Source organism: Caulobacter sp. ErkDOM-C, assembly GCF_048541825.1.
In the GTDB taxonomy this organism is placed as follows: Bacteria; Pseudomonadota; Alphaproteobacteria; order Caulobacterales; family Caulobacteraceae; genus Caulobacter.
In genome coordinates this window covers 1,180,272-1,197,257 of record NZ_CP183332.1, presented here as the reverse complement: position 1 = coordinate 1,197,257, position 16,986 = coordinate 1,180,272, and the positions used below count along the sequence as shown (strand labels likewise).

Annotated in this window: 11 protein-coding genes; 5 read left to right on the top strand and 6 right to left on the bottom strand. The window is 67.5% G+C overall.

What is annotated here, in order from left to right; translation table 11 throughout:
- Positions 1-47 precede the first annotated feature (47 nt).
- Both ACN2C8_RS05735 and ACN2C8_RS05730 read right to left on the bottom strand, forming a co-directional pair.
- Positions 48-2,855 (bottom strand): ATP-dependent DNA helicase, encoded by a 2,808-nt coding sequence (locus ACN2C8_RS05735; protein WP_419254871.1) that lies wholly within the window; start codon positions 2,853-2,855, stop codon positions 48-50.
- Between the two features lie 46 nt (positions 2,856-2,901).
- On the bottom strand, positions 2,902-3,888 hold the full coding sequence (locus ACN2C8_RS05730) for a tetratricopeptide repeat protein (RefSeq protein ID WP_419254870.1): 987 nt from the start codon (positions 3,886-3,888) through the stop codon (positions 2,902-2,904).
- 135 nt (positions 3,889-4,023) lie between these two features.
- Here ACN2C8_RS05730 and ACN2C8_RS05725 point away from each other — a divergent pair, with 135 nt between their 5' ends.
- Together ACN2C8_RS05725 and pdeM are read left to right on the top strand one after the other, a co-directional pair.
- Positions 4,024-6,474, top strand: a complete 2,451-nt coding sequence (locus tag ACN2C8_RS05725; RefSeq protein WP_419254869.1) for a ligase-associated DNA damage response DEXH box helicase — start codon at positions 4,024-4,026, stop codon at positions 6,472-6,474.
- Positions 6,471-7,178 carry a ligase-associated DNA damage response endonuclease PdeM gene (gene pdeM / locus ACN2C8_RS05720; RefSeq protein ID WP_419254868.1) on the top strand — a complete coding sequence of 236 codons (708 nt, stop codon included), beginning with the start codon at positions 6,471-6,473 and terminating at the stop codon, positions 7,176-7,178. Before ACN2C8_RS05725 ends, pdeM begins: the two co-directional genes overlap by 4 nt.
- 3 nt (positions 7,179-7,181) lie before the next feature.
- On the opposite strand, the gene ACN2C8_RS05715 is transcribed toward pdeM, so the two are convergent.
- A complete protein-coding gene (locus ACN2C8_RS05715) occupies positions 7,182-7,643 on the bottom strand; it encodes a DUF3429 domain-containing protein (RefSeq protein ID WP_419254867.1) in 462 nt (153 codons plus the stop codon).
- Between the two features lie 139 nt (positions 7,644-7,782).
- The gene (locus tag ACN2C8_RS05710) at positions 7,783-10,734 is read right to left on the bottom strand and encodes a peptidoglycan-binding protein (protein WP_419254866.1); all 2,952 of its coding nucleotides are present in this window, start codon (positions 10,732-10,734) and stop codon (positions 7,783-7,785) included.
- A gap of 210 nt (positions 10,735-10,944) precedes the next feature.
- On the opposite strand from ACN2C8_RS05710, the gene ACN2C8_RS05705 reads away from it, so the two are divergent.
- Entirely contained in the window at positions 10,945-11,160 is a 216-nt protein-coding gene (locus ACN2C8_RS05705; RefSeq protein ID WP_419254865.1) for a hypothetical protein, read from the top strand.
- On the opposite strand, the gene ACN2C8_RS05700 is transcribed toward ACN2C8_RS05705, so the two are convergent.
- Positions 11,157-12,797, bottom strand: coding sequence for a phosphatidylglycerol lysyltransferase domain-containing protein (locus tag ACN2C8_RS05700; RefSeq protein WP_419254864.1), 1,641 nt, complete (start codon positions 12,795-12,797; stop codon positions 11,157-11,159). The two genes, ACN2C8_RS05705 and ACN2C8_RS05700, sit on opposite strands and share 4 nt — an antisense overlap.
- Before the next feature lie 194 nt (positions 12,798-12,991).
- Here ACN2C8_RS05700 and ACN2C8_RS05695 point away from each other — a divergent pair, with 194 nt between their 5' ends.
- Positions 12,992-14,197 carry an acyl-CoA dehydrogenase family protein gene (locus ACN2C8_RS05695; RefSeq protein ID WP_419254863.1) on the top strand — a complete coding sequence of 402 codons (1,206 nt, stop codon included), beginning with the start codon at positions 12,992-12,994 and terminating at the stop codon, positions 14,195-14,197.
- A gap of 69 nt (positions 14,198-14,266) precedes the next feature.
- Positions 14,267-15,400, top strand: coding sequence for an acyl-CoA dehydrogenase family protein (locus ACN2C8_RS05690; RefSeq protein WP_419254862.1), 1,134 nt, complete (start codon positions 14,267-14,269; stop codon positions 15,398-15,400).
- Between the two features lie 154 nt (positions 15,401-15,554).
- On the opposite strand, the gene pyk is transcribed toward ACN2C8_RS05690, so the two are convergent.
- Entirely contained in the window at positions 15,555-16,985 is a 1,431-nt protein-coding gene (gene pyk, locus ACN2C8_RS05685; RefSeq protein WP_419254861.1) for a pyruvate kinase, read from the bottom strand.
- Position 16,986 lies beyond the last annotated feature (1 nt).

Genomic DNA, 16,986 nt, shown 5'->3' with positions numbered 1-16,986 from the left:
CCAAGGCCTTAGCCTATGCCCAGGCTTCTACCGGCCCAACATGAAGCTTATGTCTCGGTCAAAAATGCCGCAGTGGCCTCGATAGCCTCGACCAGGCTCATGCGCTCGACAGTGACCCCTTCGGGCAGGCCCGAAAACAGCCGCGTCGGGGCGGCGGCGTCCAGCATCACGAACATCCCGCGGTCGTCCGCCCGACGGATCAGACGGCCAAAAGCTTGACTGATACGGGCCCTTGCGGTAGAGTCATCATAGCCCTTTCCACCAAAGCGTGCGCGCCGCGCCTTGTGCAGGATATCGGGTCTGGGCCACGGCACTCTATCAAAAACCAGCAAACGCAGCGACCGGCCCGGTACGTCAATACCGTCCCGGATGGCGTCGGTGCCCAGCAGGCAGGCGTCCTGCTCGGCCCTGAAGATGTCGACCAGGGCCCCGGCCTCCAGCGGGTCGACGTGCTGGGCGTACAGGGCCAGACCCCGGTCGGCCAGGGGCGCGGCGATCATCTCGTGCACGGCCTTGAGCCGCCGGATGGCCGTGAACAGCCCCAGCCCGCCGCCACCGGCCGCCAGGAACAGCTCGCGCATCGCCGCCGAAACCTGCCGGGCGTCTTCCTTGTTGACGTCGGTGACCACGATGGCCCGGGCGTTCTTCTCATAGTCAAACGGCGAGACCAGCCGCAGCACCTTGGGCGACTGCGGCATCCGCGCCGCGCCGGTCCGCATCTCGGCCAGGGCGAACGGATCCTCCAGCGCCGGATCGGTCAGGGTGGCGCTGGTGACCAGCACCCCGTGAGCGGGGCTCAGCACCGCCGCCCGCAACGGCTCGGTCGGATCCACCCAGTGCCGGCGGCATGCGGCGTCGACCACCCGCCCGTAAAGGAAGGTCGCCTCGAACCAGTCGACGAACTCCGGGTCGTCCTCTGCGTCCTCGTCGATCGCCTTGAGGATCGAACGCCAGGCCGGCAGGGTCATGCGCGCCCGTCGGTCCAGGCCACGCAGGGCGCCCTCGATACGCGCCCGCTCCGACGCGCCCAGATGCTCGGCGTCTTCGTCCAGCACATCTTCCAGCTGGCGGGCCAGGGCCAGCAGCGGGGCCTCGACCCCGGCCAGGGCCCGGGCCGCCTCACCCGCCCGCTCTCGCACCAGATCCACCGCAGGCCGGGCGGCGCACTGCAGCCCCTGCTCGACCCCGCCGCGCTCGCTGCTGCGGGCCCGCAGTTGCTCGATGACGGCCACCAGATAGCTCTCGATCGGTCCGATCGGATTGACCTGGCCGTCCGGCGGCGCAACCCGGCCCGACCAGCCCTCGCCCGGCAGGGCGGCCGCTGCGTGCAGCACCGCCGTCAGGGCCTGCCGCGCGCCTTCGCGGTCGCCCAAGATGTCCAGCAGCCTGGCCTCCAGACCCCGGCCGCGCCGGCCGCGTCCTTCGGGGCCCCGGATCCAGCGACGCAGTTCGGCAGCCTCTGCCCCGGACAGAGCCGCCGAAAAGGCGCTGTCGGCGGCGTCGAACAGGTGATGGCCCTCGTCGAACACCACGCGCTTGACCGCCGTGGTCTCGTTGTCGCCCTTCAGCCCCCGCGCCGCCCGCGCGCCGTCAAACGCCGCCTGGGTCAGCACCAGGGCGTGATTGGCGATGACGATGTCGGCCCGCTTGGAGGCCCGCACCGCCTTCTCGATGAAGCAGATGCGATAGTGCTGGCAGCCGGCGTGAACGCACTCGCCGCGCCGGTCCACCAGATTGGCCGGGCTGGCCTGCTGCATCGGCGCGATCGAGAACAGCGTCGGCAGCCAGGCCGGGAAGTCCCCGCCGGTCATGTCGCCGTCCCGCGTGGCTCTGGCCCAGCGCGCGGTCAGGGCCAGGCCAATCAGGTCGCCATTGCCCAGCTGGGCGCCGTTGACCTGCTCCTGGAAGTTCAACAGGCAGACGTAATTTTCTCGCCCCTTGCGCACCACCGCCTTGCGGGCGCGAACGGCCGGATCGGGATAGATCGACTGGCTCTCCCGCTCGATCTGGCGCTGCAGGGCCCGCGTATAGGTGCTGATCCAGACCGATGGCCCGTTGACCTCGGCCCACAGCGAGGCGGGGGCCAGATAGCCTAGGGTCTTGCCAACGCCGGTGCCGGCCTCGGCCAGCATCATGTTCGGTTCGCCCTCGCGCTCACGCGGCTGGAACACGAACGCCGCCTCACGGGCATAGGTCGCCTGAGCCTCGCGCACCTCGTCCAGACCCGCGCGTTGCAGCAGCTCGGTCAGCCGTTCGCCTGCCCGCTCCGGATCGATGGGCCGCGTGCCGGACTCGCCCAGCGGGGCCTGGTCTTCCCATTCGATGATGCGCGCCCAGACATCCAGGCCCGAGCTGCGAAACTGGTTGCCCACCGGCACAGAGCGCAGGGCCCCGATCACGGCCGGTCCCCAGGCCCAGCCGGCCTTGGCCAGGGTCGCGGCGACCGCCAGGGCCTCCTCCCGTGACGGCTGGGGCGTCAGGCGAAGTTCAGCCAGCAGGGCGTCGGCCGAGATCCTCAGGCTGGCCGCCTGTTCGGCCGCGCCCCTCGGCTCGGCCAGACCCAGAGCCATGGACAGGCCCACGGCCGACGGCGCGCAGAAGGTCGCCGGCCGGGTGAAGGCGTAAAGCTCCAGCACGTCGAACAGTCGGCCGCTGCGCGCGGGGGCATGAAGATTGAGCCGCTTGGCCGTCATCGCCGCGTGGGCGACCAGGACCGGGCCATGCTCCAGCAGATCGCGCGCATCCGGTGCGCGCAGCATCCGGCCCTCGCCATCGCCATCCGCATAGCCGGCGCGCGGTCCGGGCAGAACGACAAGCGCGGGAGCAAGGTCGAGAGTCGGCGGCGAAGCAGTCACGCGAGTCTGTTAGCACCTTGGCGGCGGAAACAGAATGCGAACGGCGTCACACCACGCGCGGGTCTTCGTCGTCGCCGCGTTCCAGTCGGTCGATGGCCTTCTGGGCCTGCTGACGCACGGCGGGATCGTCACTCTGCGCAGCGCGGCGATACATGCTCAGCGCGGTCTCCAGATCAAACCGCACGCCTTCGCCCGCCTCGCACATCGCACCCAGCCGATGATAGGCCGGCAGATAGCCATTATCCGCCGCCAGCTGATACCAGCGGATCGCCTCGACATAGTCGACCGGAACGCCTTCGCCGTTGTGGTGCATCACCGCGACATTGGCCATGGCGATGGCCGAGCCGTTGCGCGCGGCGGCGATGAACAGCTTCAGCGCCTCGGCCTCGTCCTGCGGCACCCCGTCGCCATCCGAATAGAGCGCGCCCAGATCGTTCATGGCGGCCGACGACCCTGCCGCCACCGCCTTGTTCAGCCAGAAGACGGCCTGGCCCATGTCGGCGCGCACACCGCGTCCATGATGATAGGCCTTGGCCACCTGGAACATGCCGATCTCGGAGCCCCCATCGGCCGCCCGCCGATACCAGCGCAGGGCTTCGGCCAGGTTCTCCTCTATGCCGCCGCCGCCCTCATGGACGATGCCGACATTGTAGAGCCCGTCCAGATCGCCCAGGGCGGCAGCCTGCCTGTAGAAACCCAGGGCCTTGCGGCGGTCCTGCGCAACCTGCTCACCGTCGAAATAGAGATTGCCCAGCTCGATCATGGCCTCGGGCACCCGGGCCGCCACGCCTTGGGCGAGCCAGTGCTGGGCCGCCTGGACGTCGAAGTGGGCGGAGCCCTCGTCGAGATACTCGAACGCCAGATCCACATAGGCCGTCGTGTCGCCCCCCTGGGCGCGCGCCAGCAAGGCGGTGAGGGCCGCATCGACGGCAGGCGCGACGGCAGGCGGCGCTGTGACCTGGCGCGCGTGGGCGTGTGTTGCGCCTCCCAGGGCAACCAGTCCCAACAGGACCACGAGCGCCTTCAAAATCATGACCACCCCAGACAGCGCCTACGATTGTTGCCGCCAGGCGGCGGGCGTCAAGCGTTGCAGCCTGACAGGCGAGTTGCGCCGCGCTGTGCGCGCGCCGTCTGGAAACGGAACGGGAACATGCTATATCGGCGAGCAATGTCAGCGGCCGCCGCCCTCCCTCCCCGCTTCCAGGACTGGTTCGCCGCGCGCGGCTGGACCGCGCGTGCTCACCAGCTGGAGATGCTGGCCAAGGCGCGTGAAGGCAAAAGCGCCCTGCTGATCGCCCCGACCGGCGGCGGTAAGACCCTCGCGGGCTTCCTGCCCAGCCTGATCGAGCTGTCCGAACGGGCGCCGCGCAATACACCGGCAGGCGTTCACACGCTCTACATCTCGCCGCTCAAGGCCCTGGCGGTTGATGTCGAACGCAACCTGATGACGCCGATCCGTGAGATGGGCCTGAAGATCATCGCCGAGAGCCGAACAGGCGACACCGGTGAAAGCCGCAAGGCCCGCCAGCGGATCAGGCCGCCGGATATCCTGCTGACCACCCCCGAGCAGTTGGCCCTGTTCTGTGCCTGGGAAGGCGCGCGCGAGTATTTCGCCGACCTTGCCTGCGTCGTCATCGACGAGGCCCACGCCATCTGGCCCTCCAAGCGCGGCGACCTGCTGGCGCTGCATCTGGCGCGCCTGCAGCAGTTCGCGCCGAACCTGCGGCGGGTAGGCCTGTCGGCGACCGTGGATGATCCGGGGCTGGTGCGGCGATGGCTGGGTTCCGGCGGCGAAGACAGCGTGGACCTCGTCCTTGGCTCCGGCGGCGCGCAGCCCGTCGTCGAGGTGCTGGTCTCCGGAGGCCGCGTACCGTGGGCGGGCCACACCGCCGAACATGCGATGGCCGAGGTCTATGAGATCATCAAGAGCGCAAAGACCGCGCTCGTGTTCGTCAACACCCGCTTCCAGGCCGAGTTCGCCTTTCAGAAGCTGTGGGAGCTGAACGACGAGGACCTGCCCATCGCCCTGCACCATGGCAGCCTGTCGGCCGAGCAGAGGCGCAAGGTCGAGTCCGCCATGGCCAGGGGCGAGCTGCGGGCCGTGGTCTGCACCTCGACCCTGGATATGGGCATCGACTGGGGCGACGTTGATCTGGTCATCCAGCTGGCCGCGCCCAAGGGCGCCTCGCGCATGGTCCAGCGGATCGGTCGCGCCAACCACCGCCTGGATGAGCCCAGCCGCGCCATCTTCGTGCCCGCCAGCCGTTTCGAGATGCTGGAATGCCGCGCCGCCGCCGACGCCATCCTGGAAAACCACCTGGACGGCGAACCCGAGCGGATCGGCGCCCTGGACGTTCTGGCCCAGCACGTGATGGGGTGCGCCTGCTCTGAGCCCTTCGACCTCGTGGCGCTTCACGACGAGATCCGCACGGCAGGTCCTTACGCCGCCCTCTCGTGGGAAGACTTCGAGGCCGTCGTCGATTTCGTCTCGACCGGCGGCTATGCCCTCAAGACCTACGACAAGTTCCGCCGCATCGTGCAGGGCCAGGACGGCCTCTGGCGCGCTCGCAACGCCCAGACCGTGCAACGTCACCGCATGAACGTCGGCACGATCGTCACGGCGGCCATGGTCAATGTTCGCATCGGTAGCGGCAAACGCCCCATGGGCGGACGCAAGGTCGGCGAGGCCGAAGAAGGCTATTTCGAGCAGCTGACGCCCGGCGACACCTTCGTCTTCGCCGGACAGGTCTGGCGGTTCAACGCTATCGTGGGCGCCGACGCCTTTGTCAGCCCCGCCCCGGCCGACGATCCCAAGATGCCGAGCTGGGGCGGCTCAAAATTTCCCCTGTCGACCTATCTGGCCAGCCGCGTCCGCACGATGATGCACAATGAGGGCGAGTGGACCGCCCTGCCCCCGGATGTCCAGGAGTGGATGGCCTGGCAGAAGGTGCGCTCAGCCCTGCCGGGCGAGCACGAAATGCTGCTGGAGACCTTCCCGCGCGGGAAGCGCTTTCATATGGTCTGCTACCCGTTTGACGGGCGCATCGCCCACACGACCCTGGCCATGCTGCTGACACGGCGGCTGGATCGGCTGGGGGTCGGGCCGCTGGGCTTCGTCTGCAACGACTACGCCCTGAACATCTGGTCGCTGAAGCCGATGGACGATCTGGACCTCGACGCCCTGTTCGATCAGGACATGCTGGGCGACGATCTGGAGGCCTGGCTGGAGGAGAGCTTCATGATGAAGCGCGCCTTCAAGGCCTGCGCGCTGATCGCCGGCCTGATCGAGCGGCGCTATCCCGGCGAGGAGAAATCCGGGCGGCAGGTGACCTTCTCGACCGACCTGATCTACGACGTCCTGCGCCGCCACCAGCCCGACCACCTGCTGCTGCGCTGCGCGCGGCAAGACGCCGCCAGCGGCTTGCTGGACGTGGCGCGGCTGGGCGACATGCTGGCACGCGTGAAAGGCAACATCCGCAATGTCAGACTTGATCGCGTCTCTCCCTTCGCCGTGCCGCTGATGCTGGAGATCGGCCGCGAGCGCGCCCCAGGAGATGCGGCCGGCGAAATGATCCTGGCCGAGGCCGAGCAAGACCTGATCGCAGAGGCCATGGCTTGACGCGGTTTGAAGCCAGCGCCTGTGGCGGGCTGCGCATCGAACTGGCCGGCGCCAGCGTGATGCTACGCGGCTCGGGCGCGCTGTGGCTGGAGGTCGAACGCACCCTGGTGGTCGCCGACCTGCATTTCGAGAAGGGCAGCAGCTATGCCGCCCGCTTTGGCCAGATGCTGCCCCCCTACGACACCCGCGAGACGCTGGATCGGCTGGATCGCGAGATGGCCGCGTTGTCGCCCGCACGCCTGATCTTCCTGGGCGACAGCTTCCATGACGGCCAGGGCGAAGGCCGTCTGGCGGCCGATGACGCCGAGCGGTTGCGTAGCCTGGCGCGCGGGCGGGACCTGGTCTGGGCCGTAGGCAATCACGACGAGGACGGTCCGCGCGCCCTGCCCGGGGAGGTTGTCGACGAAGCCTCGATCCTGGGTCTGGTTCTGCGACACGAACCTCAGGCCGGCCTGCAGCCCGGCGAAGTGGCTGGTCACCTGCATCCAGCGGCCAAGGTGTCGAGCGGCCGCAGCAGTGTGCGGCGGCGCTGTTTCGTGACCGACGGCTCGCGGCTGATCCTGCCGGCCTTTGGCGCCTACACGGGCGGGCTGAACGTCCTGGATCGGGCCTTTTCAGGCCTGTTCGGCGGCCCTGTCCTGGCGGCCGCCTTGGGGAAGCAGAAGATCCACGCGATCGGACCGCGTTCCCTGCGGCCCGACTAGGGATTACATGTGGAGGGCCTGCTCCAAGGCGAAGGCCAGCGAGATGGCGGCGCCGGAGGTCAGCAAGGTCCTCATCCTGGGTCGCCAGGCCGGCCCGTCATGGTCGGTTACGTCCCACACCCATTGCAGAAGGAAGACCAGCAGGAAGCCTGACAATTGCCAGGCCGGCGCGAAGCGTAGTTCTCCGAGCAGAAGACCGAAGCCCGCGAGCGGAAAAAGCAGCGAAAGACCCAGGACCAGCCATCTCGGACTGGGATTTTCAATCTCGAGCCCCGTTCGCACCCCGCCAAAGTACGAGACCATGGCGGTCGAATAGGCGAGCAGGGAAATCAGCGCGCCGCTCTGCGCCCCGGGCGGGCCGTAGCAGAACAGGCCAGAGGCCACGAAGAAGGGTATCAGGGTCGCGAGCCCAAACACCCAAACCGCCGGCGGCGCCGGTACGCGATCCGCCACTGGCTCGCTCATGAATCAACTCCTCCGGAAGATCGCCCCCGCGACCTTCCTTGCCCCGGGCGCGACTATACCCACACGCGCCAAGAGGTCTACGGACGATATTTGCCGAATGGATTCAAGCGTCCGCGCAATCAGGTTCCCGTCACACCGGTCAGCGCGTGTAGACCGAAAGCCGGTTCAGGGTTTCGCCGTCCAGCGCGCCCGAGGACGGCAGGCCCTGGTCGCGCTGATAGGCGGCGATCGCCATGCGCAGGGCGGGTGAAGCCACACCGTCGCGCGGACCCTGATAATAGCCCAGCTGTGACAGCACGCGCTGAGCGGTGCCGAGCCCGGCGGAGGCCGGAGCCGGGGCGGTGCTGGTCGCCACAGAGGCGTTGATGGTCTGAGCGCGGAAGGCCATGGCCGAACGGTCGGCCGTGCGCTGGGCTTCGGCGGTCAGTTGCGGACGCAGCGCCGTGGCGCGAGCCTTGGAGGTAGAATCCCCGGCCCGGCCAGCAATCACGTACCACTTGTAGGCCTCGGCAGGGTTCTGACTGACGCCCCAGCCGCCTTCGTAAAGTTGCGCCAGATTGAACTGGCTGTCGACCAGTCCCTGATCGGCGGCCTTGCGGAACCAGCTGGCGGCGGTGGTGGAGTTCTTGGCCCCGCCGTCCCCCTTGAAATAGAACAGGGCCAGATTGTGCATGGCGCGCGGGTCGCCGGCGGTGGCGGCGCGTTCAGTCCAGCGGCGAGCCTCGACGAGATCCTTCTTAACGCCGCCCTCGCCCATCTCGTACATCTTGCCGAGATAGAACTGGGCGCGCGGCAGGCCGAGATTGGCGGCCTTGCGCATGATCTCGACGCCGGAACGATCCTTCGCCTCGATCTTGCGGACGCCCTCGTCGAACAGCGCCTGGGCGTTCTCCTGCGGCGGCGCGGGCGGCGGCGGGGTGGCGTCGGTCGCGGTCGGGGTGATCAGTTGCGGCGACAACGCGACGGCGGCGCGGGGCATGCCGGGCGTCGTGTCGGCTTCCGCCGTGCGGATCTCGACCTCGGACTTGCGGCCGGCAATGGACGCGGCCACACGATCAGGAACCTGGCTCTGACCACGGTCGGGCAGCAACAGACCCGCCACGCCGGCGCCCATGGCGCCGGCGACGCCGAACACCATCAGAGCGGTGGCGACAGTGGAGCCGAGACGGCGCTTGGGCGCCTTGGTCGAGGCCTTGGACCCAAAGCCCGCAAAGAGTGAGGTACGAGCAGGCTTGTCTTTGGTCCTGGTGTCCTTCTTGGCCTTCACGTCGGCGGCGGCCGCAGCGCGAGCGGCAGCGCGGGCCTGCTCAATCACTTCGCGGGTCGACAGCGGACGCGACGGATCGGCCGACTCGGGAGCGGAGAAGGACCCAAAGTCAGACGCTGGCGCGACGCGTCCAACGGCTTCCGAGAGTTCCTGACCGACAAAGCCGTCAGCGGCCTCATAATCCTCGTCGTCGAAGCTGGGCGGCTCGGGATCGACCGCCGGGAAGGCGGCGACTTCGAACACAGGGGCGCGCGCCATGGGCGGGGGTGCGTTGAACACGTCCTCGTCCAAGGCAGGCTCACCACCGAAGGAATAGCTGCTGGCCGCGAACGGCGAGACCGCCGGAGCGCGAACGACAGGCGCGGGCGCGACAGCTGCAGCCGGGACCGGCGTCTCGGCCAGCTTGCGCTGGGCGTCGCCGAGGCGGGTGTCGATCTTCTCGCGCGCTTCATCGAGCATGCGCGCGGTGCGCTCTTCGCTCTGGCGGATCCGGTCGATCAGTTCCTGCGACGAACGCTCGTGGCGCTGATTGAGCCGATCGGTGACGCGAGTGACCTGTTCGCCGACATCGTCGATGGCCAGAGCGTTGCGGCGTTCGGCGTTGCCGATCCGCTCGGCGAGCTTCTCGGTGATGCGGGCGATTTCCGTGCCGAGCTTTTCCAGTGCCTGGGCCTGGACGCTGTCAGCGCGGTTCAGCTTGTGCTCGACGGTCGCAGCGATGCGGGCCACCTCGCCGCCGACCTGTTCGATGGCGGCGGCGTTGCGGCTCTCTGCCGCCTGGACCCGACGATTGAAGGCGTCGGCGACGCCGACCACTTCGCGGCCCATGCGCTCGATGGCCCTGGCCGAGCGCTGCTCGGCGGCCTGGACGTGAGCGGCCATCTCGCCGAGCTTCTTGTCCATGCGATCGAAGCGACCATCAGCGCTGTCACCCAGCTTGGTCGCCATTTCGAGCCGCGCGGCCTCCATGCGCCTTGTCAGGTCGCCGGCCAGCTGGTCGAGACGCTCCTGAACGCCCGAGGTCGGGTTCGCGCCCTCGACAGCCTGAAGACGGCCGTCCAGGGCGGAGAAGGATGAGCCCAGTTCGCGCAACGCTTCTGCGGTGCGGGTCTCGGCGGCTTCCAGGCGTTGACCCAGACGCGCGACAACTTCCTCGACGACGGATGACGGGTCGCTGGTCGCGGCGGCCGGTTGGGCGTCGAGGCGGGCTTCCAGGGCGGAGATGGCTTCGCGTGTGCGCGCTTCGCCTTCGTAAAGATGTCCGGCGACCTTGCCGAGCGCACCTTCGAGCGCCCGCAGCGCCTCGGCGGAACGCGGTCCAACCGCCTCGGCTTCCATCCGGCGCAGGCGTTCGGTCGAACGGGCCTGCTCGGTCTTGATGTCATCGACCGCGCCCTCGAAACGGGCGGCGACGGCGATCTGCTCACGTTCGGACAGGGCCAGACGGCTTAGCGCGCCGCGCACCGACTGATCGATGCCGTTGATGGCGGCGGCCGAGCGGCCTTCTGCGGCTTCGATGCGGTTCGTCAGACGGTCGAGCGCAATAGCGACGCGACCGACTTCGTCGGCGGGGTGTTCGGCGATCTCGATGCGCGGCGGCGTGTCGCCGTCGGTCGCGATGTGGAGATAGGGCTTGGCGGAACGGTCCTGCGCACCGCCGACAAAGGCGTCGGCAGCAGCGGCGTCGCCCTGCCCTTCACCCTCGATAATCATGCGGTTGAGCCACTCGCCCAACGTCATGCCGGAGCGACGCGCAAGGTCCTTTGCGACCTCACGTGCCTTGGGGTCTATCCCCTTTACGCTCCATGGCGCTGCGGCCGTCATACGAATCGTTCTCCCCGTACTTGGGGACCAACGCTAGTCACCGATTCCTGGGGTGTAAACGCGACCAAATAGCTAAATCTAGTAGGTTTACGATTCAGAAGTGGAGGAATCGGGACGCAGCTTTAACCATCTTTACCTTGGTTAAAAAGCAAGGGGGTTAACGCGGGTTAACCATTTGCCAGGCTGATTGTCGCAGGGCATGGAAGGCACATGGACCTGCCATTCACTGTCGCCGCTCTGGTCGTGCTGCTGATCCTCGCCGTGGTCTGCGGGTGGCGTGGCGCGCGCCCGGCCAATATCTTAAAGGGCCCACGCATGATGCCGTGGCGCCCGCTGATGATGGTCTGCGTGGTGGCGATGATGCTGCTCCTGGTCCATCTCCTGAACCTCCTGGGCATGCAAACAGGCAATCAGACGCGCTATTAGGTCGCGGGCCGCTTTGGCCGCTTGGTCAGGCCGCTGACACCGCCCGAAGACAACAGACCGATGTCGGCCAGCAGAAAAGGGATCGCCCACTTTCGCGGCGCGGCAATGTAGCGCGGCTGCCAGACAGGGTCGTACTTGTCCTTGTAACGGCGCACGCCCTGGAAGTTGTAGATCTCTTCTCCGCGCTCATAGAGCAGGCGACCCACGCGCGACATGATCGGCGCCAGCGGACGATCCTCCAGCCCCGCCAGCGGAGCCATGCCGAACTCAAAGGCCAGATAGCCTTCATCGCGGCCCCACTGCAGGAGTTCGACGAACAGGTAGTCCATCACGTTCTTGGGCGCTTCGTCGGAATAGCGCATCAGGTCCATGGAAAAGGCGGACTTGTGCGCCGTCGTCCACAGTGTGGCGAACGCGACAATCTTGCCCTCCGAGCGAACCAGAGCCACCGGGAACTCGGCCACGTAGCGCGGATCGAACCCGCCCATGGAGAAGCCCTTCTCGCCACCAGCGTGATGGCCGAGCCAGGCGTCCGAAATTGTCTTCAGGTCCTCAATCGGCGCCTCGCCGGCCGGAAGGACCTCAAAAGCCGCCCCGCCCTCGCCCGCCTTGCGCCAGTTACGGCGCAGAACCTCGCGGCGGCGGCCTACCAGGGAGAAAGCCGCCAGCGGGACGGCGGCGCTTTCCCCCGTCTTCTGGATCGCCAGACCCAGATCAATGGTGTCAGGCAGGTCGCCAGGGCCAAGGGCATAGAAACCTGCGCGCGCCGCATGGGCGTCGGCCAGCTCCCTGAAGCGCCAGAACAGCTCCATCCGCTCATCGCGGCGACCGACGGGCGGGCCAAGGGCGATCCAGGAGCGACGGCGCACGCCGAACATCAGAAAGCTTTCGCCTGAGGCCGAGAACAAGAACCGCTTGTCTCCAAGCAGCGCCAGATTGGACCCTGGCTCGGCATCCTCGGCCTTGGCGAGAATGGCGCGAACCCGGTCGAATTCAGGATCCGTGTCATCGACGACAGGCGGCATGGCCGGGGTCGCGATCAGTCGCCACACACCGATGGCCAGCAGCACGATAGCGGCCGCCACAGATGAGCGAATGGCCCGGGCGGCGTCCTGGTCGCCCATCAGGCGCATCCACGACTTGTCGGCATATTCCGTATGGGTAAAGACCCACCAGCCGCAGAAGGCCGCCCCACCCAGCGCCGCGGCCGCCGACATCAGCCAGCCTGGCGTGATCTCCATCCGGAACAGCGCGGCCTTGCGCGGAAACGCCTCATGAAAAGGCAAGATCAACAGGCAACACAGCGTCAGAAGCGCTGTCTCCTCCCAGTTCAGGCCCTTGAAAATGGCCAGAACCGCCGCTGCGCCCAGCGTGATGACCGCAGCCCACCACGCACCGTCAAGGCGCGACCGCAGGCCAAAGGCCAGCAGCAGCAGGACAAGACCCAGGATCGACGAGACGAAATGGCTGATCTCGATCAGCAGGTCAGGCGCGAAGGCGAGAAGAAGCGCAAATCGCGTCGGCTCGGACGGCGTCGCGCCGGAGGTCAAGAGCATAACCCCGGCCGAGACGGCAAGGATGGCCGAGAGCGTCGGCGCCATCGCCAGGGCCGCCGGTCTGAATTCAGGCGCTGACATCAAGAACCCGGATCGGCGAATCCCCTGCGGGACCCCACGTTTCCCTCGTATACGCCGGAACATGTGACGCGGTCGCCCGCCTTGCGATAAACGATCGTTTGAATCGGCTTGCCCGGCGCGCCCGGTCGCGTAGTCTGGTGATGCGCGACGTGCCAGACACGCCGAAAGATGACGATCCCAAGGGAGAGACGACCATGGCCGACTTCGGTGCAACCGAACTCGACGCCTTCCGGGCCGAGACCCGCGCCTGGCTGGAAGCCAACTATCCGCCGTCGCTGCATGCGCCGATGGGTGAGGACGACGCCCCGTGGGGCGGTCGCAAGATGGTCTGGAAGACCCCCGACGCCAAGCTGTGGCTGGATCGCATGGCTGAGCGCGGCTGGACCGCGCCGATGTGGCCTGCGGAATATGGCGGCGGCGGCCTTTCCAAGGCCCAGAACAAGGTGCTGGAACAGGAGCTGCGCCGGATCAAGGCTCGGCCGGCCCTGATGAGCTTCGGCGTCTGGATGCTCGGTCCGGTGCTGCTGGAATACGCCACCGAGGAGCAGAAGAAGGCGTTCATCCCCGGAATCGTGCGCGGCGAGACCCGCTGGTGCCAGGGCTATTCTGAACCGGGCGCAGGCTCCGACCTCGCGGCCCTGCAAACCAAGTGCGAAGACAAGGGCGACCACTATCTGATCAACGGCCAGAAGGTCTGGACCAGCTATGCCGATCAGGCCGACTGGATCTTCTGCCTGGTGCGCACCGACACCACCAAGAAGCACGAAGGTATCTCCTTCGTGCTGTTCGACATGACCACGCCAGGCGTCGATCCGCGCCCGATCAAGCTGATCAGCGGCTCCTCGCCCTTCTGCGAGACCTTCTTCGACAACGTGAAGGTTCCCAAGGACCAGTTGGTCGGCAAGCTGAACGGCGGCTGGGACATCGCCAAGCGGCTCCTCCAGTACGAGCGCCAGAACATCTCGGCCAGCGGCTTTGGCGGCGGCGGCGGTCTGGACCTGGTCGACGTGGCCAAGAAGGAGATCGGCATCGACGAGACAGGTCGTCTGGCCGACGGCGACCTGCGCGCGCGCATCGCCGCCCATCGCATGGACGCCCACGCGTTCGCCCTGACCGTGCGTCGCGCCGAGCAGGAGTCGAAGACCGGCAACGGCCCCAGCGCCGCCGTCTCGATCATCAAGTACGCCGCCGCCAAGATGAACCAAGAGCGCTGCGAGCTTATGGTCGAGGCCATGGGCCTGCAGGGCCTGGGCTGGGAGGGCGAAGGCTTCAGCAAGGACGAGCTCAACGTCGCGCGCAGCATGCTGCGCTCGAAGGGCAATTCGATCGAGGGCGGCACCAGCGAAGTGAATCTCAATGTCGTCGCCAAGCGCGTGCTCGGCCTGCTGGATCACCAGTGATCCTCATCCGTCCATCCCGAACGGGCCCGGACAAGGGCCTCCATCATCAACTGAGGGAGCACGCCTGACATGGCCGTCCTGACCGAAGAACAGACCATGCTGCGCGACGCGGCCAAGGGTTGGACCACTGACAGCGCGCCCGTCGGCGCCCTGCGCAAACTGCGCGACAGCAAGTCGGGCGCAAGCTTCGACCCCGCCGCCTGGTCCGAAATGGGCCAGATGGGCTGGGCGGGCGTAATCGTCCCCGAAGAGCACAACGGCTCGGCCTTCGGCTATCTGGGTCTGGGTCTGGTGCTGGAAGAAACCGGGCGCAACCTGGTGGCCTCTCCCCTGCTCTCCACCGCCCTGATCGCCGCCTCGGCCCTGAACCTGGCGGGAACCGAAGTCCAGAAGACCGCCTGGCTCGACAAGATCGCCTTGGGCGAAGCGGTCGCCACCCTGGCCGTGGACGAGACCGGCCACCACGCCCCCGCCCGCACCGCGCTGGCGGCGACCAAGGCGGGCGATGGCTTTGTCCTCAACGGCTCCAAGACCTTCGTGATCGACGGCGAAGCCGCTGACTTGCTGATCGTCGTGGCGCGGACCAGCGGCAAGCCTGGCGACACCGACGGCCTGACGCTGTTCCTCGTGCCCGGCGATGCAGCTGGTGTGACCCGAACGCACCTGGCCCTGACGGACTCCCGCGGCGCAGCGCAGATCACCTTCAAGGACGTGTCGGTCAGCGCTGACGCTGTGCTGGGCCAAGTCGACAAGGGCTGGGCAGTGCTGGAGCCGACCCTGGATCGCGCCTATGCGGGCATCGCCGCCGAAATGCTGGGTACGGCAAGCGCCGCCTTCGACATCACCCTGGACTACCTGAAGACCCGCACCCAGTTCGGACAGGTCATCGGCACATTCCAGGCGTTGCAACATCGGGCGGCCAAGCTGTTTACGGACCTGGAGACCACCCGTTCATGCGTCGAGGCTGCACTCGAAGCCTTTGATGCCGGCGGCGACACCCGCGCCCTGGCCTCGCTCGCCAAGGCCAAGGCCTGCGAAGTGCTGCATCTGGCCACCAACGAGATGGTCCAGATGCATGGCGGGATCGGCATGACCGACGCCCACGATTCCGGACTCTACATGAAGCGCGCCCGCGTGACCGAAGCGTTGTTTGGCGGCGCGGCGTTCCATCGTGACCGTTACGCACGCCTTCAAGGCTTCTGACCTTACCCGCCCATCCCCTGAACAGGGGATGGGCGGCCCTCTAAAAGGCCGCATTTCATTGATCGGCACAGCGGAGCGATGCTCTGCTCGGAGCCATGGCGCGGCTCGGCAAGGCGATCAGAGCCTGAGCCAACGCCCCTAGGTTAGAGATACGCTAGCGCTTGCGGATCGGCATTGGCGCGTGCGCCAGTCGTAGCAGATTGGCTGCCCCCGGAGCGCCGAAAGGCGTGCCCGCAACGATCAGCAGCCGCTCTCCCGGAGCCACCAGTCCCAGTTCCAGCGCCCGGCTGGCCGCGTCGGTGGTGACGACCTCAAGGCTGTCAGGCTGGGCGCTGACGCGCGGCTCAACGCCCCAGACCAGCGTCATGCGGCGCACCGCATTGATCTCGGGCGACAAGGCCAGAACCGGCTGCAGCGGGCGCTCGCGCGCCAGACGACGGGCCGTGGCGCCAGTTGTGGTGAACGCCACCAGGCACTTGGTCGAGCCGGCCTTGGCGGCGCCAGCGGCGGCAACCACCAGAACATCCGCGTCGTCGTCCTGATGCGGCTGTTCGGCCTGCATCAGCTCAGGCCAGCGCGGATCGCGCTCAACCCGCTCAATGATGCGGTTCATCATCGAGACAGATTCTTCAGGATAGTCGCCGGCGGCGGACTCGGCCGACAGCATGACCGCGTCCGCGCCCTCATAAACCGCATTGGCGACATCCGACGCCTCGGCCCGGGTGGGGGTCGGCGAACTGGTCATGGATTCCAGCATCTGGGTGGCGACGATCACCGGGATGCCGCGTTCGCGCGCCGCCCGCAGGATGATTTTCTGGGCGACCGGCACCTCTTCGGGCGCCATCTCGACACCAAGGTCGCCCCGCGCGACCATCACGCCGTCACACAGGTCCAGGATCGCGCCGAGGCATTCCAGCGCCTGGGGCTTCTCGATCTTGGCCAGCACGGCAGCGCGACCTTCGACAATGCGGCGCAATTCGGCCATGTCTTCCGGAGCCTGGACAAACGACAAGGCGACCCAATCGACGCCAAGCCGCAGGGCGAAAGCCAGATCCTCGCGGTCCTTCGGGGTCAGGGGCGACATCGGGATGACGACATCCGGCACCGCCACGCCCTTGCGCTCTGACAGCTTGCCGCCGTTGACCACCTTGGTGTTGGCATAGCCAGGCCCGGCGTCGGTGACGGTCATCCGCAGCTTTCCGTCGTCCAGCAGCAGGGTCGCGCCAGGACGCATGGCCACCAAGATTTCCGGATGCGGCAGGCAAACGCGCGTCTCGTCGCCGGGCGTAGCGTCGTCGTCGAAGCGGAACGCCTGGCCGGCCTTCAGCTGCACCGGCCCATTGGCGAACTTGCCGACGCGCAGCTTGGGTCCCTGCAAGTCGGCCAGAATGCCCAGCGGCCGACCGACAATGGGCTCGGCCGCGCGGATCGCAGCATAGACGGCGGCATGGGTCTCATGCGCGCCGTGGCTGAAGTTCAGGCGGAACACATCCGCCCCGGCCCTGGCCAGGGTGATGATCATCTCCGGCGAACTCGAGGCCGGGCCGATGGTGGCGACGATGCGGGAACGACGCGCGCGGATCATG